The sequence below is a fragment of the Lentzea sp. NPDC020367 genome, from assembly GCF_044387305.1.
Lineage (GTDB): Bacteria > Actinomycetota > Actinomycetes > Mycobacteriales > Pseudonocardiaceae > Lentzea.
Window position 1 is genome coordinate 254,993 of record NZ_JBIRVV010000010.1, and the last position, 25,400, is coordinate 280,392.

The window sequence follows — 25,400 nt, forward strand, 5'->3', positions numbered from 1 at the left end:
CCGTTGTGCGCATGCGACTTCTCGCCTCTCGGACACGGCGGCTACCGAAGCGCGGGCCCGATCCACCGGCGGACCAGAGCCCGCAGCTGGTCGTCGGTGAGCGCCGGCGTCGAGGGATGCTGCAGGAACGACAGGAAGAGCCGCATCAGGATCTCGGCGAGCCCCTGGAGCTCGTCGTCGGTGGCGATCCCGGCACCGGCCCAGTCCACCGGCACGTCGCGGAGGATGCGCGCGCCGAGCGCGAAGGACTCCGGGGAGGTCACCGCTACGGTGAAGAAGTCGGATTCGCCTGCCTGCAGGAGCAGGCCCAGGTACGGCTCCCTCGGGACCTCCAGGACGCCGAACACCACGGACTCCACGGCCACCTCGGCCGGGCTGCCGAACGAGGCGAGGTGCCGTGCCATCCGCGCGGCGAAGTCCTCGACGCCTGCCAGCGCGACGGCGCTGAGGATGTCCGCGAGGCGCGGGAAGTAGCGGTAGACGGTCTGCCGCGTCACGCCCGCCTCGGCGGCGACCACCGACATGCTGGTCTTGGCGAGTCCGACGCGGTCCACGCAGGCCATCGCCGCCTTGACGATCCGGCGGCGTGCCTCGTCCTCGGTGCCGGGAGGGTTGCCCTGCCAGCCGTGGTACCCCATGCGCACCATCATCCCCGAGAGCGTTGGCTCAGACGGTGGAAGGTGCTTTCCGGTGCACGCGACGCAGCGCCGCGAGCAACAGACCGGCACCGATGAAACAGGCGAGCGCGTACAGCGCCCCTGCGATCGGTGGGCCGTCGGGAAGAGCGCTGAGCCAGAACACCGCCATCCCGCCCAGGTAGACGGCCGGGTAGATCCGGACGAAGGCGGACAGCGGTTCACCAGGACCCGGCGACCTCAGCTGCGACAGGACGATCCAGCCACCGGCCAGCCACACCAGGGCCAGTTCGACGCCGAGAACCCAGGCCTGGGCGGTGGTGTTGCCGCTGAAGAGGCTCGACGGAATGCCAGCGATCGTCATGGTCGGCGGCGTGAGGACGCCGGCGAGCAGAACGCGCGGCACCAACGACCACCCGCGGCGCTCGCCGGCCAGGCGCACGACCAGATAAGTCATGGCCCCCAACGAAACGGACGCGAACAGCAGCATGCTCGTCATCGGCACCGCTGCCAGCGCGGGGTGGTTGACGATGCGGTTGTCCGGGTTCCAGGCCCACCACCGCAGCTGGGGTCCGATGTGGTCGAACACCTCGTAGAACACCTGGCAGGCGAAGGCGACGGCGACCGACCCCACGAGCGCGCCGCGGCGCCGGAAGACGCCGAGCGACCGCACCAGCTCGTAGGCGAGCTGACTGATCACCGGGTAGAACGCGATGATGTAGAGCGGCAACCTGTCCCACATGAACTGCACGGTGAACTGGTTGTGGGCGAAGATGAAACCGTAGATCTCGTCGAGTCCGAACCACTCCGGGAAGTACAGCGGTGGTTCGACCACCGCGAGGTACACCAGCGACGTCCACCACAGCGCCAGGTTGATCGGATCACCGTGGCGGTAGCGGCGCAACGCGTGCACCAGAGCGAAAACGGCGCCGCCGATGATGAGCAGCTCGAGCAGCGGCATCGTCCAGTGCACGAGATCCCACGGAAACCGCACCGAGACCACGGGTGACACGTCGTGGCAGTCGAAGCCGAGGCCGCGGGCGACGGCTTCCGCCTCCGGCCCGCACACCGCGCTCATCGAGAGGTAACCGTTGCCGCGGCGCCGTTCGGCGAGTAGTCCGTGGCCGGCGGCTCCGCCTGGGGATCGAACCCGAAGGGAATCCGCTGCCGTCCCAGCGCCGTCCGGATCCGGTAGCGCACGAGCGCCGCGATCACCCGCGGGTTCCGCATCATCTCGCCCAGCGACTCGTCCATGTTGAACACCTTCGCGAAGTGCTCGTCGACCACCTCGTACTCACGCGCCGCACCGACGATGAGACTGAAAGCCGGGCCGGACATGGCCGCGAGAACGCGACGCCACCACTCCGGCACCTTCTCCGTGCCCACCGCGCACTCGTAGCCCTGGTCCCTCGCCATGGCCAGCGACCAGGGCACGGTGAGCGATTTGCGTTGTGCCGACGAGAACCTGGCGCAGACCTCCGCGTCGAGGCGTTGTGCGCGAGACAGGTGCTCGCGCAGCAACAGCGCGGACATCGCCGCAGAGCTGATTCCCTGTGCGTAGAACGGGTTGAACGCGCAGATCGAGTCGCCGACGAACACCAGACCAGGTGTGCTCAAGCGGTCGTAGCGCCGCCACTTGTTGCCCGTCGACCGGGTCAGGTGCACCTCCGAGGTGGGGGAACACCGGTCCATCGCGGCCGCGAACAACGGCGTCCGCACCCGGCGCGCCGACTCGACGAACGCCTCGGTGGTGCGGGGCATGTCGATTCCCCACGAGCCCATGCAGGCGATGACCCGGTTCCCCTCGACGGGAAAGAAGTTCACCAGGAACTCGTGCTCGGCGGGGTGCTCCCCCTTGTCCGGGGTGGGCATGATCACCAGGTGCTGCCACCACCACGACGCCGGTCGCTCGGCCGGTGAGGGCAGCTCGTACCAGCGCGAGGTGTAGGTGACCTTGGCGTCGAGCGTGCGCACCTCGGGCTCGGGCCATCCGGCGGCCACGAGCCAGCCGCCGACCGCGGACCCGCGCCCCATCGCGTCCACCACGAGGTCGGCGTCGAGGTGCTCCTCGCCGGCGGACGTGGACAGGCCGACCCCGGTGACCGCCCCGTCCCGCGTGGTGAGGCCGTGCACCGAGACGCCCTCGCGAATGGTCGTGTTGGGCAGGACTCGAACCGCGTCGCGCAACACGCGTTCGATGAGGATCCGCGATCCGTAGATCATCGTCATCGCCCCGCGCTTGCGCGCCGACCAGCCCTCCCCGTCGAGGTAGGCGGCGTCCAGAGACGGCATCAGGTGCAACCCGCCCGCGGCGATGAGCTCGTCCTCGAATCCGGGGAACAGCGCCCCGATCGCGCGCCGTCCCGAGTTCAGCAGGAAGTGCGGGTGCTTGCTCTGCGGCACGCCACGCCGGTGCTCCGCGACGGCCGGGAGCTCGTCCCGTTCCAGCACCACCACCTGGTCGAAGTAGGGGGCGAGCGCCCCGGCTGCACACAGACCAGCGGCGCTGCCACCCAGTACGACGGCGGTTCTGCCCAGCGTCACGCGGACCACCCCTCGTCATTCATACAACCAGAGCTCGAATGTATGAATGACGAGGGGTGGCGTCAATCCGGCTTACGGGCTACGGCCCGTCCACGAGCGCAGGCCGGGCCGGCCGCTACCGGACCTACCAGCCCCAGCGCGATGCCGGCTGGTCCTGGTGGCGCGGTTGTCGTGGTGCCAGGTCGAGGAAGTGGAACGCGGGCAACGGGCCGGTGCAGATCGCCGTGACGCCGGTCAGCGCGGCGACACCGTCTCGCACGGCCTCGACCTCACCGAGCGGAACCAGGAACGCGCGGTGTTCCTCGGTGTGCACCGGCGGGTCGAGCAGTGCCACCGCGAGAGCAACGGCGGACACCGATGCGAGCATTCCGTCGGCCTGGTTCCGGCGCCAGGCCACGATCTGCCGTGCGATCCGTTCGCCCTGTGCGATGGTGGCAGCGAGATCGGCCCCGCCGCCGCTGAAGCCGCTTTCGTCGTGGACGGCGCGTAGTGCGGTGTCCTCGTCGAACACCAAGCGCACGTGCATCTCCGCCACGCCGTCGAGCTGGTTCAGCCGGTCTCGGACCACCGGCACGGACAGCGCGTGCACGGCGGCACGGGCGGCGGTCTCGTCCACTGCCGTGGTGCCTATCCGCAGCGGCACCACCGGTCCGCCTGGCAGCAGCGCGCACAACCCGGCCAGGTCGTCGACGGCCTCCTGCTCGGTCAGCACGCGGCCATCGGGATGCTCGCTGACGACGACGGCGACGTCCTCCAGCTCGACGAGCCGGAACGGGGACCCGTCCGGTAGCTGATGGGCCGACCGTACGACGGCGTGCAGGTGCAGGCTCACGGGTGGGTCTGCTCCGCAGGCACCGGGGTGGCCACGGCGGGGGTGACCACAGCGGGGACCGCGGCGGCCAGCAGGCCGTAGGTGCCGCCGATGCCTTGCGCGACGGGCGGCGGTACGACCACTCCGCGCCGGACCGTCTCCAGGCGGTGCATCGCCTCCAGGTACCGGATGTAGGTGTCGACGCTGGCGATCACGACCTTGATCTCGATGGCCAGGATCTCGATGCCGATCAGCGAGACGCGCACCGACGCGTCGATGACGAGTCCCTTGTCCAGCAGTACGTTCAGCACGTCGGCCAGGCCGCCCGAGTTCTGCGTGGCGGGAGCGGTCACGATGATGTCCTCTCTTCGTGCAGCAGGCTCGCGATGTCGACGGGAAGCCGTACCGCGGAGGTGTCCGGTTCTCCGAGTGCTTCGCGCAGCGCCGCGAACTGGCGTTGCAGCGAGACCAGCGCCTGGCCCAGGTTCTCGACCTCCTCGTCGGTGAGGGTGCCGGCGTCCACCCGGCGCAGTGCTTGGCGTTCAAGCAGTTCACACACGATCTCCAGGACCGCCACGACGATCCGGCCGAGCCCTCTGCCCGCGTCCTGCGCACTCAACGGGCGCCGCCAAGGCCGATCAGCAGCAGTCTCAGGTCGAGCCGGATCAGCTCGACACCCGCCAGCGTGATGACCACGTCACCGCGCACGACCGCACCCCGGTGCACTACGCGGTCGAGCAGGTCGACCAGGGTCGTGGTGCTGTGCTCAGGCATCGGCGAACTCCACTGTCGTGAACGAGTACGGCGGCCACGGCCCGGTGATCTCCACCGACAGCCCCAGTTCCCCGGTCAGCCGGCGGACCTCGGCTCGGAAGTCCTCCTCGCTCGCGGTGTCGACCAGGTACGCCGCTTCGAGGAGCAGATCGCCCGCGAGGTCGCGGAAGGTGCTCTCGGCGGCTCGCCGGGCCAGTTCCTGATGCACGGCAGCGGCATCACGACGGGCGTTCTCGGCGGCAGTCAGCCGCGCGCGCCGCTGCAACAGGTAGGCCGTTCCCGACACCGCGTCCAGGTTCACCGGCTCATGCCCGGCCGCGCGGACCCGCACTCTCCACTCCCGCCGTCCCTCCACCCGGTCCAGCCAGGCCAGCGCCTCCACGTGACGGGCGCCGAGCAGGCGCACGGCGGCGTCGGCGCCGTCGAGGACGGTGCCGAACCGCAACGGCAGCACCGGTTCGTGCCGGAACACGGCGCGCACCACGGCGTCGTGCTCGCGGACCAGCACGGCCAACGGGCTGTCCTCCTCTGGTTCGTCGCAGTCGAGCCCGGTGAACCGGTCGAGGTCGACCTCGGCCACGACCAGCGCCAGGCCCCGATGGCTGATCAGCCAGGGCCCTTCCAGGTCGATCTGCCGGGCTCTGGTGATCGCGTAGGCGTACAAGCCGCGTCTCACGCCCGTTCCTCCCCCAATGCCCGCTCCAACGCCGCGACGCGGTCGCGCAGGTCGGCGTTCGCCTGGGCCAACTCGTTCTTCCCGATGTCCGTTTCCACCGCTTTCGGCGTGAAGAACGGATCGTTCGTCCACCAGTCCATTCCCATTTCACGCGCTGTCTGCGCGGAGGCGATGAACAGCCGGACCCGCAGCGTGAGGAGCTCGATGTCCACCACGCACACGGCAATGTCGCCGACAATCACGACGCCTTTGTCGAGAACCCGTTCCAATGTGTCGGCGAGCGAACTGGATGTGTTGTTCACCTCTCGCAACCGTCCCGTCACATGCCAGTCGTTCCACGGGTGTAGCGCCTGAGCCGCTCGCAGGCGCACAGCTCACCGGCCGGGTCGACGTCGACCCGATAGGTGGCGATGATGCTGGTGGTGGCGGGGATGCGTTCGAGTTCGACGACGTCGACCAGCACCGACCAGCCGCCGTCCGGCAGCGCGCGTATCCCCGAAACGGCTTCCGGCGCCCTGCCGATCAGAGCACCGAACTGCTCCGTCGCGGCGCGAATGGCGAATGCCGCACTCAATTTCTCAGGTTTGCCGGGTGGATGAGTATCGTTCGATTCGACGTCCACTAGAAACATCTTAGGCATACGGGACCGAACGTTACCGCATCCACCGAGGGGAACAATTGACACATTCACTCAGGCGGTCGAACGAATCGAATACTGGTCCAGCTGCCCGAATGCGCAGCGCCGAAAGGGGTCTCAGCCTCGTCCGTTGGAACGCAGGACGGCCGGGGCCGCCTTCGCGAGGAAGGCGGCCCCGGCTCTGTCGTCACGACGCCAGGGGTTTGTCCCCCTGCACGCCCCACGCGACGGTGAACTGGGTGCGCACGAACCACTGCCCGGTGGACGGGCGCCAGACCGCCAGGTCACCCACCCCGTCGCCGTTGTAGTCGCCGGGCACCGGCACGTCGCCCTGCTGACCCCACTGCGTCGAGCTGACGCCGCGCACGTGCCACTCACCGGTCGACGGACGCCACACCGTCAGGTCGAACCCGCCGTCACCGTCGTAGTCGCCCACCACGGGAACGTCACCGCTCTGTCCCCATTGGACGGACACGACGACGCCGAACGCGCCGATGTAGTGCCAGGTGCCGGTGGACGGACGCCACACGGCGGCCTGCGCCGCGCCGTCGCCGTCGTAGTCGGCGGGCACCGGGATGTCACCCTGCTGGCCCCACTGCTGGGTGAACTGGTTGCGCACGAACCACTGGCCCGTCGACGGACGCCACACCGCGACGTCGGTGATCTCGTCGCCGTTGTAGTCACCCTGCACCGGGACGTCGCCCTGCTGACCCCACGCGACGGTGAACTGGCCGTTCACGAACCACTGACCGGTGGACGGACGCCACACCGCCACGTCGGACACGCCGTCGCCGTTGTAGTCGCCCGGTACCGGGACGTCGCCCTGCTGGCCCCACTGCTGGGTGAACTGGTTGCGCACGAACCACTGACCCGTCGACGGACGCCACACAGTGGTGTCCGTGCGCTGGTCGCCGTTGTAGTCGCCGTCCGGCCCGCCGAAGGTGTAGCGGGAGTTGAGCAGCAGGTTCGGCGAGCCCGCGCCCGCGTTCACCACCACGTCCTTGACGGACTCGGTGAACGCCATCTCGAACCAGACGGTGGTCGGCGAGGCGTTCGCGTTGCGCTGCAGGTACAGCGCGGCGACACCGGCGGCGTGCGGCGCGGCCATCGACGTTCCGCTGAGTGACCTGGTGGCGGTGTCGCTGGTGTTCGACAGCGAGGTGATGTCGTCGCCGGGCGCGAAGACGTCCACACAGCTGCCGAAGTTGCTGCCGCCGCTGGTCCAGTTCGTCGGCCGCACGTCGTTGCGGTCGGTGGCGCCGACGGTGATCGCGTTCGGCGTTCGGGCCGGCGAGGTCTGGCAGGCGTCGACGTTCGAGTTGCCCGCGGCGACCGCGTACGTGACGCCCGTGGCGATCGAGGCTTCGACCGCCGCGTCCAGCGCCGCGCTGGCGCCGCCGCCGAGGCTCATGTTCGCCACGGCCGGGCGCACGGCGTTCTGGGTCACCCAGTCGACACCGCTGATGACACCCGTGGTGGTGCCCGAACCGAAGCAGTTGAGGACCTTCACCGCCACCAGCCGCACGGACTTCGCGACGCCGTGCGTGGTGCCGCCGATGGTGCCCGCCACGTGGGTGCCGTGGCCGTTGCAGTCGGTGTTGTTGTTGTCCCCAGTGGTGTTCGTGCCCCAACTCGCGCGGCCACCGAAGTCCGTGTGCGTCGTGCGGATGCCGGTGTCGATCACGTACGCACGCACGTCGCGGGCACCGGAACCGGCGGAGACGTACTGGCCGTTGGACCTCCCGCTGATCTGGTCGAGCCGGTCGAGGCCCCACAACGCCGACGGCGTCGGCTGGGTCGCGTCCGCGGTGATCTCGGCGTCCTGCTCGACGTAGGCGACGCGCGGGTCCGCCGCGATCCGCCTGGCCGTGGTCTCGTCGGCCCCGAGCGCGAACCCCTTGAGCGCGTGCCGCCAGGTCTGCCGCACCTCACCGCCACCGTTCTTGGTGACGACGTCCGCCGCGTCCGCGTTCTCCTTGAGCACCACGACGTATCGGCCCGCGATGGTCTTCGCCCCCGCGCCCACGCGGATCTCGCCCTGTGCCGCAGTCGCGGGTGTGGCCAGCCCCGCGAAAGCGAGCGCCGCTGTCGCAAGGGTGAGCACCACCCGTCTTGATGAGTACGACAATTCCGTCCTCCCAACGAAATCGTGGACATGTCCCCCGACGTCCGGCACCGACGATGACTACCCGGTGCGGGCGGAAGCCAGGGAAACCGCCGGAGTTTCCGGTGAACTTCCGCTACGGTCGGCGCGGTGTCCGCGTTCGCCGAGCTGCTGCGCCGTCACCGGGCCGCCGCCGGGCTGAGCCAGGTGGAACTCGCACGCCTCAGCGGGATCAGTGACCGCGCGTTGCGGGACCTGGAGCAGGGCAGGAGGGTTCCGCGAGCGCAGTCGGCGCGGCTGATGGCAACGGCGCTGAAGCTGACCGGCGACGACCTGACCGCCTTCCTCGCCACGGCACGCCCCTCGACGCCGACGGCCCCCTCGGCACCAGCCGGCACGGACGGCCTGGTCGGGCGGAACAACGAGCTGCGGTCGTTGCTGGACCTCGTGTTGCGGACCCGGCACCGGCTCGTCTCGATCACCGGCCCGGCGGGCGCCGGCAAGTCGCGCCTCGCCGCCGAACTGGCCGCGTTGCTCGGCGGGCGCACCGATCTGGTGGTGTGCACGCTCGACCTGTCCGCTGTCAGCGACGTGGCGCTGGTCGGCGATCTCGTGGCGGACGCGCTGGGCTGTGGTCCGTCCCGGCTGGCGCCGCCGGACCGGGTGGCCGCGCACCTGCGCGACCGGCGGGTGGTGCTGGTGGTCGACCGGTTCGAGCAACTGGTGGACGCCGCGGCGGATCTCGCCGCACTGCCCCGCCGCTGCCCCGGCCTGACCGTCGTGGTCACGAGCCAGCGGCCGCTTCGGGTGCGCGACGAACACGTGCTCGCGTTGAGCGGCCTGCCGCGTGAAGCGGCGGCAGCGCTGTTCGTGCGACGAGCCGGGCTGAAGGTCGCCGACGACGCGGTGCACACCATCTGTCAGAAGGTCGAGCACCTGCCGCTGGCGATCGAACTGGCGGCGGGCTGGGTGCGGCTGATGAGCCCTGCGGACCTCGCCACGCGCCTCACGCACCGGTTGCGGTACCTCACCGACGGGCCGCGCGACCTGCCCGCCCGGCACCGTTCGCTGCGTGCGTCGATCGAGGCCACGCTCGACCTGGTGACCACCGAAGCGCGCACCACGTTCCGCTTCCTGGGCGGCTTCCACGGCGGCGTCCGCCTGGAGGACCTCGAAACGCTGCTCGGCCAACCGTTGCCGGAGCTGACCGAACTGGTCGACATCAACCTGGTCCGGCTCACCCCGGACGGCGACACGTCGCGGTACACGCTGCCGGACACCGTCGCCGAACTGGCCGCCGAACAGCTCGACTCCCCCGACACCCACGCCCGGATCGCCTCGCACTACCTCGACCGGTTGCGCACCGGTTCGACGTTCGGTGCCCTCGACGCGGCCAACATCCGGGCCGCGGTGCGCTGGGCCGCCGCCGAGGACCCCGCGCGGCTCGACGCGGCCACGGCGATGGCGCTGACCCAGTTCTACGAGGGCGCTGGACGGCTCGGTGAAGGCGCGGAGCTGCTCAGCCAGGTGGGCACGGGCGGGATCCCGCCGTTGCTGATCAGGTCGGGTCAGCTGGCGGCGTTGCGCGGCGACCTGGACGCGGCGAGCGAGTCGGCGGAGCGTGCGCTGGCCGTGGCGGCGGACGACGATCACAGCACGAGAACCGCCGGTCTGAGCCTGCTCGGCATGGTCGCGGTGGAGCGGGGCAACCCCGGCGCCGCTCTGGCGCACCTGCGCCAGGCGCTGGCCGTCGCCCGCCTCTCCGGCGACGACGCGACGCTCGGCCGCGTGCTCAACAACCTCTCGTCGGCGCTGGCCGAGATCGGACGCCCGCAGCAGGCGATCCATCAGCTGGAGGCGGCGCTGGCGGCGAAACGCCGAGCGGGCGCCGGACCGTTCGAACTGGGTCGCACGCAGTTCAACCTCGCGCTGCTGACTCTGGACCTCGGTGCCCTGGAGACCACCGTCAGCCGGGCGGCCGAGGCCGTCCGCCTGCTCACCGAGGGCGGCCACACCCTGCTCGCCGCTCTCGCCGAGACCACCGCCGCACTGGCGCTGCTGGACCACGACCCGGCGGCGGCCGCCGCCTGCGTGCACCGCGCCGACCGTCTGCTCGCGGACACCGTCGGGGAGAACGGGAGCGACCGCGTCGAGGCCACCGTCCACCTGCGGGCGAGCGTGGTGCGGCACGCGCTGCGCGACGCGACGGCGTGGCGGGAACTGGCGGAGGCCATGCGGATCTCGCTGAGCCACACGACCCGTGACCGCGACTCGGTCGCGGAAGCCCTGACCCTGCACGCCCGGTACCTCTGCGCCCGCGATCCCGAGGCTGCCGCTGTGCTGCTGGGATCAGCGGATCGCCTGCGGCGCAAGAAGATCACACCGTTCGTGGCCGCCGCACGGGATCATGTCCTGACCGTGCTCGGAGACCGCTGGACCGAGTGCCGCGTCCTGGACGACGCCGCGCTCGTGGCCTTCGCCGACGAACTCGCCACGCACAGCCCTCGATGAACGGCTGCCGGCACCCCAGGCGTCCTCAGCGGCTCGCGCGCAGCACGCGGATCGCGTGCAGCGCCGGGGGTGGTTCGCCCTCGACCTCCGCGGATCCGCCGAGGTAACCGGCGACCAGGTCGGGAGCGGAGTGGTCCTCGACATCGGTGAACCCGAGAGCGCGCAACCGCGCGGCGATGCCGTCGGGAGTGAAGTAGCTGAACAGGGGTTCGCCGACGGCGGCCAGCCGATCGGCACGGGCGCGCTGGTGGACGCGTTCCGCGTCGGTGGTCGCAGACCGCAGGTAGTCGAAGACCACCTCGACCGGCTGGGCCTGACCGGCGATGTAGGCGAGGGTGGCGTGGGCGGCGTCGGGGGTCAGGTAGTAGACGACGCCCAGCCACACGAACACGGCCGGGTCCGTCCGGCTGAACCCGGCGGCTTCGAGTTCCGTTGCCAGCGCTTGGGTTTCGAAGTCGACCGGCACGAAGGTCAGCGTGTCGGGACTGTCGATTCCGGTCGTGGCGAGGCGTTCTCGCTTCCACGCCTGGGTGGCGGGGTGGTCGACCTCGAAGACGCGCACATCACGGCGCGGATTGCGGTAGGCGAAGGTGTCCAGGCCCGCGCCCAGGATCACGACCTGCCGCACACCGGCGGTGACGGCCGCGGCCACGGTGTCCTCGGCGAAACGAGCCCTGGTGGCGAAGACCAGGCGGCGGCGCCGGTCCGTCACGGCGCCGCCGAGGCGATCGGTCGCAGCCGTGCCCAGGCTCGGCAGTTCGTCCTCGGCATGGCCGAGCAGACGTGCCGCGAGGGGGTCGGTGAAGATCCGTGGCCGGTCAACGATCTGGTGGTAGGCGCGGGCGTACGCGGTGACAAGCGCCGTCCGGCTGGGTCCGCCGTTCTCCATGGTCACGACGCTACTCACGAAGTGCGGTCAAGACCCAGCCGAGCCGGCGTCGACGTCACCGCGTCCACATCCCGGTAACCCAGAACCTGTAGCCCCCAGTTGAACGGCGACAGGTTCTGGTTCACCCCTGTTCGAGCCGCGGTCAGCGCGGCAGGACGAGCCGGTTGGCGATGTCGTACAGGTCGGCCTCGGGCACCTGGCCGGCGATGAAGAGCGGGGCTCCCCCGATCGCGTCGAGGACCCACAACCGGTGGTAGCCGTTGTCGTCGACGTAACGTGTCGCGTGGCCCTGAACGGGTTGTCCCGGTGTGCCGGCCGGTTCGCCGGCGACAGCGCTGTTGACGAAGACCGTCGGCGGGACGGCGCACGTGCCCAGCGAGTAGTTCGTGGTGGTCCCGGGCTTGCTCCCCTGCGCGACCGGGGCCCGGTCGAGGCTCTGTGCGACCTCGAAGGCGCAGATCCGCATCCCGTCGGGCAGGTCGCGCAGGCCGAACGCCGGGGTCACGGTCGTCGTGCCCGGGAACTGGATGTTCTCCGCGATCCGGCGGCCGGCGTCGACGAGTTGCTGTGCGGGCGCGGTGCTGCCGTGCTCGGCGGACACGTGCACGTACATCGAACCGCCGTCGGGGTGCTCGACGTACAGCTCGTACCCACCTGGCCCGGTGGACACCGAACTCTCGACCCCGCGCCGGCCTTTGATCGTCACGGGCGCGCCTGGACCCGACTTGAACATCGCCTCGTCCACCGACACCATCCGGAACTGCTGGACGCCGACCTGCAGGACCTGACCGTCTGCCGTGACGGTCAGCATGTACTCGCCGCCGTACAGGGGCGTGCCAGGGTCTTCCGCGCTGGACCCGATGTTGATCCGTTGCGCCCGGTAGGCGACCGTGCCCGGTGGGAGCCAGCCGAGGGAGTAGGGCATCTGCAGCCCCGCGGCGGCCTGGCCGGCAGGGGCCTGGGTCTGGCCGCCTTGAGATCCGTTGGCGGTGGCGACCGTCTGGGACTGCTCCACGGGTTCCGGCCGGTTCAGCGCCACGGCGGTGACCGCGCCGAGGGTCAGCACGGTCGCCCCGGCGGCGACCGCCAGCGGCCGGCTCAGCCCGGAGCGCCTGCTGTCGATGCGCCGGCGCGCCGCGGCGAGAACCGCATCGCTGTCGGGCGCGTCGTGTTCGCGCGCCGTGAAGGTGTCCTTGATCAGGTTCTCGATGTTCATCACGTCTCCCTGGCCTCTGCCATCTGCTCGATGGCCAAGCCGTTTCGCAGTGCCGCCAATGCCTTGTGGGCGTGTGCCCGGACGGTGGCCTGGGCGCAGCCGAGCAGCCCGGCGATCTCGGAATCGGGCAGCTGCTCGTAGTACCGCAGCACCACCACGGCCCGCTGGCGCTTGGGCAGCCGCGCCAGGCGCTGCCACATGTCCTCGCGCGCGGCGTGGTCCGACGCGAAATCGTCCGCCCGTGCCTCGTCGGGGAGGTCACCCGGCGTGATCACACGTGCGGACCAGCTATGTCGCCAGGACAGGTAGCCGTTGGTCACCATCCGCAGCACGTACCGCTCGGGGTGATCCGTGCCGCTGATCCGGGACCAGTGCCGGTACATCTTGACCAGCACGTCCTGCACCAGATCAGCGGCCTGTTCCCGCTCGCCGGTGAGCATCGTCGCGTAGCGCAGCAACCGCGGCAGTTGCGCTCGGGCGAAGTCGTCGTAGTCAGCCATCACTCTTGAAGACTCACGCCGGCGGCGAACCGTTTACCTGCTTCCCGAATAAACAGGTTGATCCACTCCACGAGTCATAGAGGCGAGGGGAAGTACCGGACGACGTCACAAGGGGCGATCTGTGCGCAAACGCGGTTTCATCCACGCGGCGGTCTTCGCCGTGGTGGCCAGCGGCCTGGCCGTCTCACCGGCGGCGGCGCGACAACCCACCACACCGGCGCCGGTCGAGGCGCCCAGGACGGTCACGCTGATCACCGGCGACAAGGTGACCGTGACCAGGAAGGACGGCTCCTGGGACGCGAAGATCCAGCCGGCCGCCCGGCTCGGGCCGGTGCGGTTCATCAAGTCGGTCAGCGCCAACGGCGTCACGGTGATCCCATCGATCGCCGAGCCGCTGATCCGCGCTGGAAAACTGGATCGCGAGCTGTTCGACGTGACCGGCCTGATCGACCTGGGCTACGACGACGCCCACACGCCCGAGATCCCGCTGCTGGTCGAGTCCGCGGGCGCACGGACGCTCGGCAGGATCACGCGGGAACTGCCGGCGGTCGGGCTCTCCGCGGTGGCCACGCCGAAGAACAAGGCCGCGGAACTGTTCAACAAGGCCGACGTGGGCAAGATCTGGCTCAACGGCAAGGTTCATCCATCACTGGACGTGAGCGTGCCGCAGGTCGGTGCGCCGGCCGCCTGGCAGGCCGGGCACACCGGCGCGGGCGCGACCGTCGCGGTCCTCGACACCGGCTACGACCCGAAGCACCCCGACCTGGCCGGGATCGTGAAGGGAGAGAAGGACTTCACCGGGGAGGGCATCGTCGACAACGTGGGGCACGGCACGCACGTCGCCTCGACCGTCGCCGGCCGCGGCGCCAAGTACACCGGCGTCGCCAAGGGCGCGGACCTGCTGATCGGCAAGGTCTGCCAGACGGGTGGCTGCCCGTTCGACGCGATCCTCGCGGGCATGCAGTGGGCCGCGGACAGCGGCGCCGACGTCGTGAACATGAGTCTCGGTGGCGGGTCCGGTGACGGCGTCAGCAACCCGCTGGAGATCGCGGTCAACCGGCTCTCGGCCGAGAAGGGCACGTTGTTCGTGGTCGCGGCCGGCAACGACGGCCAGAGCAGGCCGGTCGCGAGCCCGGCCTCGGCGGACGCCGCACTGGCCGTGGCCAGTGTGAACAAGCAGGACGGGTACAGCAGGTTCTCGCAGCCCGGACCGCGGTTCAAGGACTACGCCGTCAAACCCGACATCTCCGCGCCCGGTGAGGACATCGTGGCCGCACGGGCCGAGGGCACGCTCGCCGACCGAGCTGTCGACGAGCACCACGCCCGGCTGAGCGGCACCTCCATGGCGACGCCGCACGTGGCCGGTGCCGCGGCGATCCTGGCGGCGCAGCATCCGGACTGGACCGGCCGGCAGATCAAGGCCGCGCTGATGGGCAGCGCGACCCCGATCGACGCCACGATCTACCAGCAGGGCGCCGGCCGGCTCGACGTGGGCCGGGCGTCCAGGCAGACGATCATCCCCGGCACCGGGAGCCTGAGCCTCGGGTTCGTGCGGTGGCCGCACAACCAGCCCGCGCCGACCAAGCAGATCACGTACCGCAACACCGGCGGCACACCGGTCTCGCTCCAGCTGAGCACGGACGTCCCGGCGTTCCGCACGAACGTCGACCAGGTCGTGGTGCCCGCCAACGGCGAGGCCGCGGTGACGGTCACCTTCGACCACTCCGCCGCCCAGATCGGTGTCCACGGCGGCAGGCTCGTCGCCAGGAGCGGCGACACGGTGATCCAGACGCCGGTCGGTGCGTACAAGGAACCGGAAAGCTACGACCTGACGACGAAGCTCGTCGACCAGAACGGCGCCGCCCCGGCCGACGGACTGTTGGCGAGCGCGATCTGGGTCGCGCTGGGCACCGGCCAGGACGATTTCGACCTGGTGGGGAACAACAGCACCGTGCGACTGCCTGCGGGACGCTACGCCGTGCTGGGCACGATCCAGACCGCGGTGCCCGGCCGGCCCCTGCCGACGAGCACCAGAGTGGCCGACCCGGAAGTCGACCTGCACAAGGACACCGTGGTCACACTGGATGCCAGGAACAGCAAGAAGGTGACCGTGCAGACCGACGAGAAGGACGCCCGCCCGTTCTCCTGGACGAACGGGATGGTCGTCGACACCGGAGCACGTGGAGTGGGCTACTACAGCATGTCGGACCACGACGACTACGCCGTGCCCACCTCCAAGCACACCAAGGAATTCCGGTACTTCGACCGGATGAAGCTCGAACGGCCCCAGGTCCGGCTGACGGTCGACAGGCCCGAGGCGTTCGAGGTCCCCGTGGAGTGGGTGCCGGGCTCGCCACGGACGACCGACACCCGTGCGCTGTCCGCTGTGGACGTTGGGCACGCCACACCCGGTGAGATCGCCGCGGCCGACCTCAAGGGCAAACTCGCGGTGTTTACCCTGGGCAACGGCGAGGGCCTCGAGTTCAGCCCGCGGGTGCGTGCCATCGCCGAGGCGGGCGCGAACTCCGCGCTGTTCCACTTCTCCGGCAGCCCCGTGCGGTTGATGGAGGCACCGCCACTCCCGTTGACAGCCGCGTTCGGCCCCGAGGGCGCTCGGCTGGCGAAGTCACCGAACGCGTCGGTGACGCTGACCGGCCTGCCCGTGAGCCCGTACCGGTACGAACTGGTGTTCCCCAGCTACGGGGACGTTCCGGCGAACGTGACCTACCGGCCGCGCAACAGCGATCTGGCCACGGTGAAGACGACCTACCGGGCACCGGTGGACGGTGTGGGCTACGCGTCGATGTTCGCCACCGACGGGAAGTACGAACTGGAGGGCGCGCTGGAGTCGACGCCGACCCCGCTTCCCCTGCAGCGGACCGAGTACTACTCCCCCGCCACGTGGGCGAACTCCGTGAGCGTGCCGGTGGGCGGTACCGCGCAGGACTACGCGGCGGCCAAGCGAACCTTCAAGCCCGGTGACAAGGCCACTGTGGACTGGGGCAAGGCCGTGATCGGGCCGGGTGTCACCGGGTCGGTGGGCTTCTTCTCGACCGAACCGCACCTGGCTTACCGCGCGGGCGAGAAGATCAACACCCGTCTGCCGCTGTTCTCCGACTCCGCCGGCCACTCCGGGTTCCCCGGTTCCAACGACACCGGCGACACCGTGCTCTACGTCGACGGCAAGGAGATCGCCCGCAGCGGCCGGCCCGGCAGCGGGCAGTTCACGGTGCCCGCGGGCGCGGCGAACTACCGGCTCACCGCCGAGGCGAGCCGAAACGACCAGGGCTGGCCGCTGTCCACAAAGGTCAGCGCGGAATGGGGCTTCCGGTCGGGGCACACCACCGCCGCCACACCACTGCCGTTGCTGACGATCGGTTTCGACCCCGAACTCGACCTGACGAACCGCGCGCCCCGCAACGCGCTGTTCTCGGTACCGCTGCGGGTGGACCGCCAGCCGGGCGCACCGGGAGGCAAGGCCGAGCCGAAGCAGGTAGAGGTGTCCCGCAACGAAGGGCAGACCTGGCAGCGGGTGCCGGTGCTACGCGTGAACGGCACCTGGGTGGCGGTCATCCAGAACCCGGCGTCCGGTTTCGTGTCACTGCGCGCGAACGCAGCGGACCAGGACGGCAACACCGTGACCCAGACGGTCATCAGGGCCTACCAGGTGAACTGACCGCAGGACCGCATCACCGAGTGGCCCGTGCGTGACGCATTTGCTCCACAAGGGACACTTGCGTCATGACGTTGCGGGATCTCGGCGCGGAGGTGCGCCGGTTGCGCGAGAACACGGAACCCGCCGCGATCGGGATGCCGCCCGGCAGCCGGCGAGCTCGTGGTGTGCGGCGGGAAGAGCTCGCGGAGCTGGCCGGGGTGTCGGCGGACTACGTGCGGCGGCTCGAACAGGGCCGCCGCCACCCGTCGGCCGCCGTGGTGAACGCGATCGCCCGTGCGTTGCGCGTGAGGCCGGCCGAGTACGAGCGGCTTTGCGCGCTGGCCGGGTACGCCGCGGTGGACGGGCTGGTGCCGCGCGCGGCCGGGTCCTCCGCGATGCGGTTGCTCGAGCGGTTCGCCGGCACCCCCGCTTTCCTGACGGACGCGGCGTGGAACGTCGTCGCCGTCAACAGTGCCTGGATGGCGCTCGGAGCGGGAGCGTCGAACCGGAAGGCCAGGGACTGGAACGTCGCGTGGCGCACGTTCTCCCACGCCCACCGCGAGATCAGCCGCGATGACGACCACGCGGCCGCGTTCCGGACGATGCTCGCCTCCCGGCTGCACAGCACGTCCCTGCGCTACCCCGGCGACGAGCCGCTCGCGGAGCTCGTCGACGAGCTGCGGACCACGAGCCGCTCGTTCGACACCCTGTGGCGTGCGCCGAGAACCGTTGCCGACTACGGGAATCGAGCCGTGTTCCGCCATGCGGGCGTGGGTGACATCGCGCTCGACGGCACTTTGCTGCAGGTGCCCGGCGACGACCTCCAGGCGATGGTGCTCACCACCGCACCGGGTTCGGCCGACGCGGGACGGCTGGACGAGGTCGTCCGCGCCTCCTCCGGGCCTGCCGTCATCAGGGTGGGACAAGCAGACCCTGGCTGACCGGTCGGCGGTCGGCGATCCTGGGGCCATGTCGATCAACTCGGACCTGGCGGACCGGCTGACCACGGCGCGAGCGGGAACGCTGGTGGGCAGGGACTTCGAGCAGTCGGTGCTCGACCGGATGCTGGCCGGGGCGGCCGACGCCCCGGTCGTGGCGTACGTCCACGGTCCCGGCGGCATCGGCAAGTCCTCGCTGTTGCGCTACGCCGCCGCGCGGGCGGAACTCACCGGTCGCGAGGTCGTCCAGGTCGACGCGCGGTTTCTCGGCGCGGATCCGGGCCGGCTGGAGGTGGCCGCAGCGGCGGCGTGCGTCGAGCCCGGCGCGGTGCTCCTCATCGACACCTTCGAGCAGGCCCAGCAGCTCGAACCGTGGCTGCGCGACACCTTCCTGCCCAGGATCGCGGCCGGGGCGATCGTCGTGCTCGCGAGCAGGATCGCCCCCGACTCCGGGTGGGTGACCGATCCCGGCTGGGCGCAGCTGTTCACCGAACTGGCCGTGCGACCGCTCGACGCCGCCCTGTCCGGATCTCTCCTCGCGGCACGGAACGTCGCACCGGACGACCGCGCCGCCATCGTCGCGTTCGCGGGCGGCAACCCGCTCGTCCTCTCCCTCGCCGCCTCGTCACCGGCCGCGGTCGCGGACCCCACCGGTGACGTCCTGACCACCTTGGTGGAGCGGCTGGTGGGCGATGTCCCGGGCGGTCTGCACCGGCGCGCGCTCGACGTACTCGCGCAGGCACACGTCACGCGTGAGGAACTGCTGCGCGCGGTGCTCGGTGCCGACGATGCCGCGACGGCGTTCTCCTGGCTGCGCCGACAGCCCTACGTCGAGACCACTCCCCAAGGGCTGCACCCTCACGACGCGGTGCGATCCGCGCTCACGGCCGATCTGCGGTGGCGGGACCCCGAGCGCTTTCAGGAGGTCCGCACGCGCATCTCGGCCGCCTGCCTGAGCGCGGTGCGCCGGGCCGCCGAGGACGACGCACTGCTGCGCGTCGCGGAGTGGATGTTCCTCCTCCGCGACCAGGCGGGCTCGCACGACCTGTACGACTGGCAAGCCCATCCCCACGTCGAGGACACGCCTCTTGCTCCCGCCGACGTGCCCGAAGTCCTCGGCATGGCCGGGGAGTCCGCTGTCGCGCACTGGATCCAGCGCCAGCCGGAGGGCTTTCGCGTCTACCGCTCCGCGGGCAGGCTGCTGGGGTACATGGCCGTTCTCCGGTTGAGAGTGCCTTCGCCGGACGACCTCTCCGCCGACCCGGTGATCGCGGCGCTGTGGGAGCACGTCGAGGCGGCCGCTCCCCTGCGCCAGGGCGAACACTGGGGCATCCGCCGGTTCGCGGTGCAGTCCGGCGGGCACCAACGGCCCTCGCCGCTGATGGACCTCGTCGGCCGGCGCACCGTCGCGACCGAGATGCGGACCCCGGGACGGGCGATGACCTTCACCGTCTTCCAGGACGCCGAACGGTGGCGGCAGCACCTCACCGCCGCCGGGTTGCACGAGGTGGTGGCGGTGGAGGTCGACGGGCTCCGCCAGCACGTCTTCGGCAGGGACTGGCGACGGCAGCCCGTGGAGCGGTGGATCGAGGACAGGGCCCGTGCCTCCACACCCGTCGCCTCGTGGGGCCCGGCACCAGCCGATCCCTTGCCGCGCAAGGAGTTCGAGGAGGGTGTGCTCGAGGCACTGCGCACCTGGCGTGCTCCGCGCGAGTTCGCGACCAGCGTGCTGCTGCGGTCGCACCTGGTGTCACCGGAATCCGCCGATCCCGTCGCGGACCTGCGCGAAGCCATCACGGCGGCCCTCGACGCCCTGCGGGTCGATCCCGCCGGCGTCAAGGCCCACGACGCCCTCACCGCCACCTACATCGCGGCGTCGGGCACCCACAAGGCGACCGCGCGACGGCTGGGCGTGCCGTACGGCACCTACCGGCGCCACCTCGCCCTGGCCAAGGAGCGGCTCGTCGAGCACCTCCTGGCCAGGTGACGTCAGCTCTTGCGGCGGCGAGGCGCTGCCGAACGCGGCGGCGTCGACCGCATGTGGTCGCGCACCGGCGCCAGCAGTCCGGCGAGGGTCTGGACGTCCTCGCGCGAGAGCGGTTCGAAGAGCAGCCCGCTGACGATCTCGACGTGCCCAGGCAGCACCGCCGCGAGCAGCGTGCGCCCGGCTTCGGTGATGGTGACGGTGACGCTCCGCTCGTCCTCGGCGGACGGCGTGCGTTCGGCCAGGCCGGCCTTCTCCAGCAGTCCCACCTGGTAGGTCAGGCCGCTGCGGCTGTAGACGACGCCGTCGGCCAGGTCGGTCATGCGGTGGCTGCCCGTCGGCGAGTCGCCGAGCCGCGCCAGCAGCTGGAACTGCACGTAGCTCAGGTCGCCGGCTTCCTTCAGCTGCTGCTCGACCGCGTGGCGCAGCAGGCTGGTCACCTCGACGAGGGCGAAGTAGGCGCCGAGCTGGACGGGGTCGAGCGACGGCGGTGAGTCGGGCATGGTCGCAGCCTACTGCTTCGAATTCGAAGGAGCGCTCGGGGAACCGCGTGAGGTGAGCAGCGCTGGACACAGGTGAGCACCGCAGGACCTGGTGGCCGGGCAGCGGTGCACACCAGGGTCTCCAGACAAGAGGACGGCGCCGCCGTCCCACCGAACCGAGGACGACCTTGAGCATCCCCCACCTCGCCCAGCGAGAGGACCAGCAACAGCTCGAATGGATCGGCGGGAGCGTGTTCAGCGTCCTGCTCGACGCCGAGGCGACCGGAGGCCAGTTGACTGTCGGCCGTTTCGACGCCGGCCTCGGTGAAGCGCCGCCGTGGCACATGCACAACAACGAGGACGAGGTCTTCCTCCTGCTCTCCGGCTCCGCGCTCGTGTGGGCCGGCGACGAGGAGCACGAACTGCGCGAGGGCGGAATCGTCTTCCTGCCCCGCCGCGTCCCGCACAGCTACCGGATCACCTCCGAGAGGGCCGACCTGCTGCTCATCTCGACGCCGGGCGGGCTGGAGAAGATGTTCCGCCACGCGGGTCGCGACCTGCGCGAACCGCGCCCCGACGGGTTCGAGATCCCGCAGTCGCTGCTGGCCGAAGCCGCCGAGATCTCCGGCAACGTCGTGCTCGGCGCTCCGCGCTGACCCCACGTGCCGCACGTCACTTTGCTTCGAATTCGAAGCAGGTCTACTGTCGGTCCCAGTTGCTTCAAGTTCGAAGCAAAACTGAGGGAGAGCGATCATGAAGGCAGTGCGTTTCCACGAGTTCGGCGGCCCGGAGGTCCTGCGGTACGAGGACGTCGAGCAGCCGGTTCCCGCGACCGGTGAGGTCCTGGTCCGCGTCACGGCGACGACGTTCAACCCCGTCGAGGGCAACATCCGCCTGGGCGTCATGCAGGGCCCGATCCCGGTCGAGCTCCCGCACACCCCCGGCCTCGACGTGGCCGGCACGGTCGACGCGCTGGGCGAGGGCGTCGAGCGCCTCGCGGTCGGCGACGAGGTCGTCGGCTTCCTCCCGATGACCAAGCCCGGCGCGGCGGCCGAGTACGTCATCGCACCGGCCGCCGCCCTCACCGCGGCGCCCAAGGGCATCCCGCTGGCCGACGCCGCCGCGTTGCCGTTGGTCGGCCTCACCGCCTACCAGGCGCTCTTCGACCACGGTCAGCTGAAGGCCGGGCAGCGCGTGCTGGTCAACGGCGCGGGCGGACCGGTCGGCGGCTACGCCGTCCAGCTGGCGAAGCAGGCCGGTGCGCACGTGATCGCCACGGCCAGCCCGCGCAGCGCCGAGGCCGTGAGGACCGCCGGCGCCGACGAGGTCGTCGACCACACCACCACCGACGTGCTGTCAGCGGTGACCGAGCAGGTCGACCTCGTGCTCAACCTCGCGCCGGTCGACCCGGCGATACTGGCTGCGCTGCCCTCGCTGGTCCGCGATGGCGGAGCCGTCGTCAACACGACGATCTGGATGCCCGCGCCGACCGACGCGGAACGCGGCGTGCGCGGCGTCAACCTCTACGTCCGCAGCGACGCCGAGCAGCTCGCGAAGCTCGTGGCACTGGCCGACTCCGGCGACCTGCGGGTCGACGTCGAGCAGCGGGTACCGCTGACCGAACTGCCGGCGATCCACGTCCAGGCCGCCTCGGGCGAGGTCCGCGGCAAGGTCGTCTTCGTCGTCTGACACCCCCTTCACCTGACAGGAGAAAGACCATGTCACTCGGGCTGGATCCCGAGATCGCCACCGCACTGGCCCCGATGGCTGGCGCGATGGCGGCAGCCACCCCTCCGGCCGTCGGCGACGTCGAGGCGCGCAGGGCGATGTGGGAGCCGATCATCGGCGCCGCCGGGACGGCCCAGCCGATCCCGGCCGACGTGACCACCACCGACCACCACGCCACGACCGGCGACGGCGCGCAGATCACGTTGCGCTGGTACACCAAGGAAGGCGCGACCCCAGGCTCCGCCGTGCTGTTCTTCCACGGCGGCGGGTACATCTTCGGCCACATCGACCTGTTCGACGGCCCGGTCTCCCGGTACGTGTCCGCGAGCGGCGTGCCGATGCTGTCCGTCGAGTACCGCCGAGCGCCCGAACACCCCTTCCCCACCCCGCTGGAAGACGCCTTCACGGCGCTGCGCTGGCTGCACGACCACGCCGTCGAACTGGGCGTCGACCCCGCACGGATCGGCGTCATGGGCGACAGCGCCGGGGGCGGGATGGCGGCGGCGCTGTCGATCCTCGCCCGCGACCGCGGCGGCCCCGCCATCGCGAGGCAGATCCTGATCATGCCGATGCTCGACGACCGCACCACCGAGGTCGACCCGCACGTCGCGCCGTACGCGTTGTGGTCCTACGACGACAACCTCACGGCATGGCCCGCCCTGCTCGGCGACGCCGCCGGCGGCCCCGACGTCCCTGCGACCGCGGCACCCGCCAGGCTGAAGGACGCGACCGGCCTGCCGGCGGCCTACATCGAGGTCGGCCAGCTCGACGTGTTCCGCGACGAGGACCTGGCCTACGCGACGACGCTCAGCCGCGCCGGCGTACCGGTCGAGTTCCACCTGCACCCCGGCGCACCGCACGAGTTCGACTCGATCGCCTTCGACTCCGACGTGGCCCGGCGCGCCATCGCCGATCGCGTCCGCGTCCTCAGGTCGATCTAACGTCGCGCGCGCGTCGACCTGCTACCGCCGTCACCGAGGCGCGGGTTCAGAGCCAGTCCGCCTCGATTCCGCGGGCACGCAGCGTCTCCAGCGCCTCCTCGTTGCCCGTGTAGAACAGCGTCATCGACTTCAGGTTGGGAAAGTGCCGCAGGTCGGCGAACTCGTCGACGTCGAACAGCCCGTCCTCGCCGTCCCAGTTCGGCGCGATCTCGAGGTAGATCTCGTTGCCGCCGTCCATCTCGATCTCGGTGATCTTCTCCGCGAGCTCGACGGGGACCTCGAGCGCCTCGAAGTAGGCCAGAGCCTCCGGCACTGCCGCGACACTCCCGTCGTCGTAGCTGAAACCCTGCTCGGCGGCGTACTCGCGCAGGTCGAACCTCGGCAGAAGGTCCTGGCTGTACATCAGTTCCTGGACGACGGCGAGCTTGAAGTTGGCGTCGGCGAACGGAATCGGCTGGCTCATACCCGAACCGTATAGGCGGCGAAGCTATCGCAGCTTCGCCGCCTGTACGGTCAGCGTGCCGTGCCGATCAGTCGCCGTGGGGGTTCTGAACGGACACGTGCACGTGGTCGTAGTGACCGCCGGTCACACCGGACCCGCCGGTGTACGTGCGCCAGCCCTCGGACGCACGGGCCACACTCCAGATCTTGCCCTGCCAGATCACGTACCGGACGTCGAGCGCGGCGGCGTACTTCTGCAGCCAGTACGCCAGCTTCCAGCCCTGAGCCTTCTGCGCCTCGGACGGGTAGGAGCCGATCGCGTTCGAGATCGTGCAGTCGAGCGCGTTGCCGGTGTTGTGGTTGCTCGTCGAAGGCTGGCCGGGGCGGTAGGCGCCCACCGAGCAGTGCTTCTCGCCGGTCAGTCGCGCGATCTGGTCGTCGACGAACTGGGTGCGGGCCGTCGCGCTGGGCGCCCGGCTGGTCGCCGACGGGTGCGGGTTGTTCGGCGGTGCCGCGTAGGTCGCGCCGCCACCGCCGCCGGACCCGTTGTCGTTGAGCCGGTGCGAGGCGTTCTCGTTCTTGAGGCTCGCGTCCAGGTTGACCTTGCCGTTTGCCGCGATGGTCTGTTTGGCACCGCCGTACTCGCTGTTGTAGTACACCGTGACCGGGCTGCTGGTGCGGTTCCAGGCAGCGGCGGCCTCGTTCTTCACGCACAGGCCCTGGCCGGCGCCGGCGCCCTTGAAGTCGTAGCAGCTCGGCTGTTCGTCGCCGTAGTCGGGAACCGACGTGGTGAAGTCGGACACCGAGCCCGCGTGGTCGCTGTTGTAGTACAGGCAGAACTCGCCTGCCTCGCAGACCCCGTTGCGGGCCGTCGCCGCGGACGCTGTGGCCGCGCCGAAGGACACGCTGATCAGCGCACCCGTCAACGCCGCGACGGTGACTCTCTGGAACAACCTCACGAGATCTCCTGTTTCCTCGGTCGGACTTGCTCTTTCGGGCGGACAGGTGCGACTGCCCGAGAAACTCGCTCAGCCGGTCGCGAGCACCTCGGTCGCGTTGTCGAGGCGGACTTTCATCCCGCGATCGAGCGCGTCGAACCGCTCCGCCCGCTCCGCGATGGCCTGGCGTTGGTACGCGGTCTCGACGGCGAGCCAGGTGTCGACGAGCCCGGTGCGCTGACGGCAGGTCACGTCCGTCTTGGCGGTGTCGATCTCGACCGGCAGCGGCGTTTCCGACTCCCAGCGGATGTCGTTGTTGGCCGCCCACACGTCGGTGTAGTCGTAGCCGGACTCCGACATGCACTTGCGCCAGTTCGCCATCGCTCGCTGCACTCGGTCGTCTCGTTGCGCCTGCTCGAACATCTCCTGGTCGATGCGGATGAGTTCGGCGGCCTGGAGCGCCGCGGGCACCCCTTGTTCCAGCTCGCGGCGTGCCTGGCCCAGACAGCCGTCCTCGGGAATGCGTTTGCCGCCGATGGACGTCGTGCCCTTGCCGGTGTAGATCATCATCGCTTCGGGCGGGGCCGCCGGCCGGCCTTCCGGCTGCCGTGGCGCGCTTTCCGCCGGGTGGTAGCCCGACTTGGAGGCCTGGTCGCTGTCCATGAGGCCGTACCGGGAGGACCCGGTGCTCTCGGGCACCGGAGGCGGGTCGGGTGGCGCCCAGGTCTGGCCGAAACCGCTCAGGCACTTCCGCGCCAGCACGGCGGTGGCGCGGTCGATCGTGGTCAGGTCGGCAGGCGAGTGCTGGTAGCGGTCGAGCGGCAGGACGATGTCCTTGCCGGAGTGCACCGGCCGCACTTCGCCGACCGGCGGCGGCGCGGCGGCGACCTCGTTCCGGTCGACCAGCGTGATCGTGCCGGCCGCCGCGACCACGGCGGCGGTGATCAGCCAGATCGCGTGTGCTCGTTTCACAGTTCCCCCTGGGCGATGCGGTGC

25 protein-coding genes are annotated in these 25,400 nt (G+C 70.5%); 7 read left to right on the plus strand and 18 right to left on the minus strand.

Going from position 1 to position 25,400, the window contains the following annotated elements; all coding sequences use genetic code 11:
* Positions 1-41: 41 nt before the first annotated feature.
* From ACH413_RS34620 to ACH413_RS34670, 11 genes are all read right to left on the minus strand, one after another.
* The gene (locus ACH413_RS34620; RefSeq protein ID WP_319986325.1) at positions 42-638 is read right to left on the minus strand and encodes a TetR/AcrR family transcriptional regulator; all 597 of its coding nucleotides are present in this window, start codon (positions 636-638) and stop codon (positions 42-44) included.
* Between the two features lie 28 nt (positions 639-666).
* Positions 667-1,713: a hypothetical protein gene (locus tag ACH413_RS34625; protein ID WP_360045632.1), complete on the minus strand. Its 1,047-nt coding sequence runs from the start codon at positions 1,711-1,713 to the stop codon at positions 667-669.
* The gene (locus tag ACH413_RS34630) at positions 1,710-3,179 is read right to left on the minus strand and encodes an FAD-dependent monooxygenase (protein WP_360045630.1); all 1,470 of its coding nucleotides are present in this window, start codon (positions 3,177-3,179) and stop codon (positions 1,710-1,712) included. The genes ACH413_RS34625 and ACH413_RS34630 overlap by 4 nt, the downstream gene beginning before the upstream one ends.
* A gap of 124 nt (positions 3,180-3,303) precedes the next feature.
* Positions 3,304-4,011 (minus strand): GvpL/GvpF family gas vesicle protein, encoded by a 708-nt coding sequence (locus tag ACH413_RS34635; protein ID WP_360045628.1) that lies wholly within the window; start codon positions 4,009-4,011, stop codon positions 3,304-3,306.
* Positions 4,008-4,343 (minus strand): gas vesicle protein GvpJ, encoded by a 336-nt coding sequence (gene gvpJ / locus ACH413_RS34640; protein WP_360045626.1) that lies wholly within the window; start codon positions 4,341-4,343, stop codon positions 4,008-4,010. Before gvpJ (ACH413_RS34640) ends, ACH413_RS34635 begins: the two co-directional genes overlap by 4 nt.
* On the minus strand, positions 4,340-4,609 hold the full coding sequence (locus ACH413_RS34645) for a gas vesicle protein K (protein WP_360045624.1): 270 nt from the start codon (positions 4,607-4,609) through the stop codon (positions 4,340-4,342). The genes gvpJ (ACH413_RS34640) and ACH413_RS34645 overlap by 4 nt, the downstream gene beginning before the upstream one ends.
* Positions 4,606-4,764, minus strand: coding sequence for a gas vesicle protein GvpJ (gene gvpJ, locus ACH413_RS34650; RefSeq protein ID WP_319980723.1), 159 nt, complete (start codon positions 4,762-4,764; stop codon positions 4,606-4,608). Before gvpJ (ACH413_RS34650) ends, ACH413_RS34645 begins: the two co-directional genes overlap by 4 nt.
* Complete coding sequence (locus ACH413_RS34655; protein ID WP_360045622.1) at positions 4,757-5,440, minus strand: GvpL/GvpF family gas vesicle protein; 684 nt, start codon at positions 5,438-5,440, stop codon at positions 4,757-4,759. The genes gvpJ (ACH413_RS34650) and ACH413_RS34655 overlap by 8 nt, the downstream gene beginning before the upstream one ends.
* On the minus strand, positions 5,437-5,742 hold the full coding sequence (locus ACH413_RS34660) for a gas vesicle protein (RefSeq protein ID WP_360045620.1): 306 nt from the start codon (positions 5,740-5,742) through the stop codon (positions 5,437-5,439). Before ACH413_RS34660 ends, ACH413_RS34655 begins: the two co-directional genes overlap by 4 nt.
* 17 nt (positions 5,743-5,759) lie before the next feature.
* Positions 5,760-6,062: a gas vesicle protein gene (locus tag ACH413_RS34665; RefSeq protein ID WP_360045618.1), complete on the minus strand. Its 303-nt coding sequence runs from the start codon at positions 6,060-6,062 to the stop codon at positions 5,760-5,762.
* A gap of 202 nt (positions 6,063-6,264) precedes the next feature.
* Positions 6,265-8,181, minus strand: coding sequence for a S8 family serine peptidase (locus ACH413_RS34670; protein WP_360045616.1), 1,917 nt, complete (start codon positions 8,179-8,181; stop codon positions 6,265-6,267).
* Between the two features lie 150 nt (positions 8,182-8,331).
* Between ACH413_RS34670 and ACH413_RS34675 the strand changes: the two genes are divergently transcribed.
* The gene (locus ACH413_RS34675; RefSeq protein WP_360045614.1) at positions 8,332-10,692 is read left to right on the plus strand and encodes a tetratricopeptide repeat protein; all 2,361 of its coding nucleotides are present in this window, start codon (positions 8,332-8,334) and stop codon (positions 10,690-10,692) included.
* Between the two features lie 25 nt (positions 10,693-10,717).
* On the opposite strand, the gene ACH413_RS34680 is transcribed toward ACH413_RS34675, so the two are convergent.
* The 3 genes from ACH413_RS34680 to ACH413_RS34690 all read right to left on the minus strand — a co-directional run bounded on the left by ACH413_RS34680 (position 10,718) and on the right by ACH413_RS34690 (position 13,297).
* A complete protein-coding gene (locus tag ACH413_RS34680) occupies positions 10,718-11,581 on the minus strand; it encodes a class I SAM-dependent methyltransferase (protein WP_360045612.1) in 864 nt (287 codons plus the stop codon).
* A gap of 142 nt (positions 11,582-11,723) precedes the next feature.
* Entirely contained in the window at positions 11,724-12,797 is a 1,074-nt protein-coding gene (locus ACH413_RS34685) for a hypothetical protein (RefSeq protein ID WP_360045610.1), read from the minus strand.
* Positions 12,797-13,297 carry a SigE family RNA polymerase sigma factor gene (locus tag ACH413_RS34690; RefSeq protein ID WP_360045608.1) on the minus strand — a complete coding sequence of 167 codons (501 nt, stop codon included), beginning with the start codon at positions 13,295-13,297 and terminating at the stop codon, positions 12,797-12,799. The genes ACH413_RS34685 and ACH413_RS34690 overlap by 1 nt, the downstream gene beginning before the upstream one ends.
* Before the next feature lie 121 nt (positions 13,298-13,418).
* Between ACH413_RS34690 and ACH413_RS34695 the strand changes: the two genes are divergently transcribed.
* The 3 genes from ACH413_RS34695 to ACH413_RS34705 all read left to right on the plus strand — a co-directional run bounded on the left by ACH413_RS34695 (position 13,419) and on the right by ACH413_RS34705 (position 19,877).
* Positions 13,419-16,973 (plus strand): S8 family serine peptidase, encoded by a 3,555-nt coding sequence (locus ACH413_RS34695; RefSeq protein ID WP_360045606.1) that lies wholly within the window; start codon positions 13,419-13,421, stop codon positions 16,971-16,973.
* Positions 16,974-17,038: 65 nt separating this feature from the next.
* A complete protein-coding gene (locus tag ACH413_RS34700) occupies positions 17,039-17,893 on the plus strand; it encodes a helix-turn-helix domain-containing protein (protein ID WP_360045604.1) in 855 nt (284 codons plus the stop codon).
* A gap of 28 nt (positions 17,894-17,921) precedes the next feature.
* Entirely contained in the window at positions 17,922-19,877 is a 1,956-nt protein-coding gene (locus tag ACH413_RS34705; RefSeq protein WP_360045602.1) for an ATP-binding protein, read from the plus strand.
* 2 nt (positions 19,878-19,879) lie between these two features.
* On the opposite strand, the gene ACH413_RS34710 is transcribed toward ACH413_RS34705, so the two are convergent.
* Positions 19,880-20,377, minus strand: coding sequence for a MarR family transcriptional regulator (locus tag ACH413_RS34710; RefSeq protein WP_360045600.1), 498 nt, complete (start codon positions 20,375-20,377; stop codon positions 19,880-19,882).
* Positions 20,378-20,544: 167 nt separating this feature from the next.
* Here ACH413_RS34710 and ACH413_RS34715 point away from each other — a divergent pair, with 167 nt between their 5' ends.
* From ACH413_RS34715 to ACH413_RS34725, 3 genes are all read left to right on the plus strand, one after another.
* Positions 20,545-21,012: a cupin domain-containing protein gene (locus ACH413_RS34715; protein WP_360045598.1), complete on the plus strand. Its 468-nt coding sequence runs from the start codon at positions 20,545-20,547 to the stop codon at positions 21,010-21,012.
* A 97-nt stretch (positions 21,013-21,109) separates the two neighbouring features.
* A complete protein-coding gene (locus ACH413_RS34720) occupies positions 21,110-22,045 on the plus strand; it encodes an NADP-dependent oxidoreductase (RefSeq protein ID WP_360045596.1) in 936 nt (311 codons plus the stop codon).
* 29 nt (positions 22,046-22,074) lie between these two features.
* Positions 22,075-23,025, plus strand: coding sequence for an alpha/beta hydrolase (locus ACH413_RS34725; RefSeq protein ID WP_360045594.1), 951 nt, complete (start codon positions 22,075-22,077; stop codon positions 23,023-23,025).
* A gap of 46 nt (positions 23,026-23,071) precedes the next feature.
* Here ACH413_RS34725 and ACH413_RS34730 read toward each other — a convergent pair whose 3' ends face one another.
* From ACH413_RS34730 to ACH413_RS34740, 3 genes are all read right to left on the minus strand, one after another.
* On the minus strand, positions 23,072-23,488 hold the full coding sequence (locus ACH413_RS34730; RefSeq protein WP_360045592.1) for a DUF6892 domain-containing protein: 417 nt from the start codon (positions 23,486-23,488) through the stop codon (positions 23,072-23,074).
* Between the two features lie 67 nt (positions 23,489-23,555).
* On the minus strand, positions 23,556-24,425 hold the full coding sequence (locus ACH413_RS34735) for a peptidase inhibitor family I36 protein (RefSeq protein WP_360045590.1): 870 nt from the start codon (positions 24,423-24,425) through the stop codon (positions 23,556-23,558).
* A gap of 69 nt (positions 24,426-24,494) precedes the next feature.
* The gene (locus ACH413_RS34740) at positions 24,495-25,376 is read right to left on the minus strand and encodes a hypothetical protein (protein WP_360045588.1); all 882 of its coding nucleotides are present in this window, start codon (positions 25,374-25,376) and stop codon (positions 24,495-24,497) included.
* Positions 25,377-25,400: the final 24 nt, after the last annotated feature.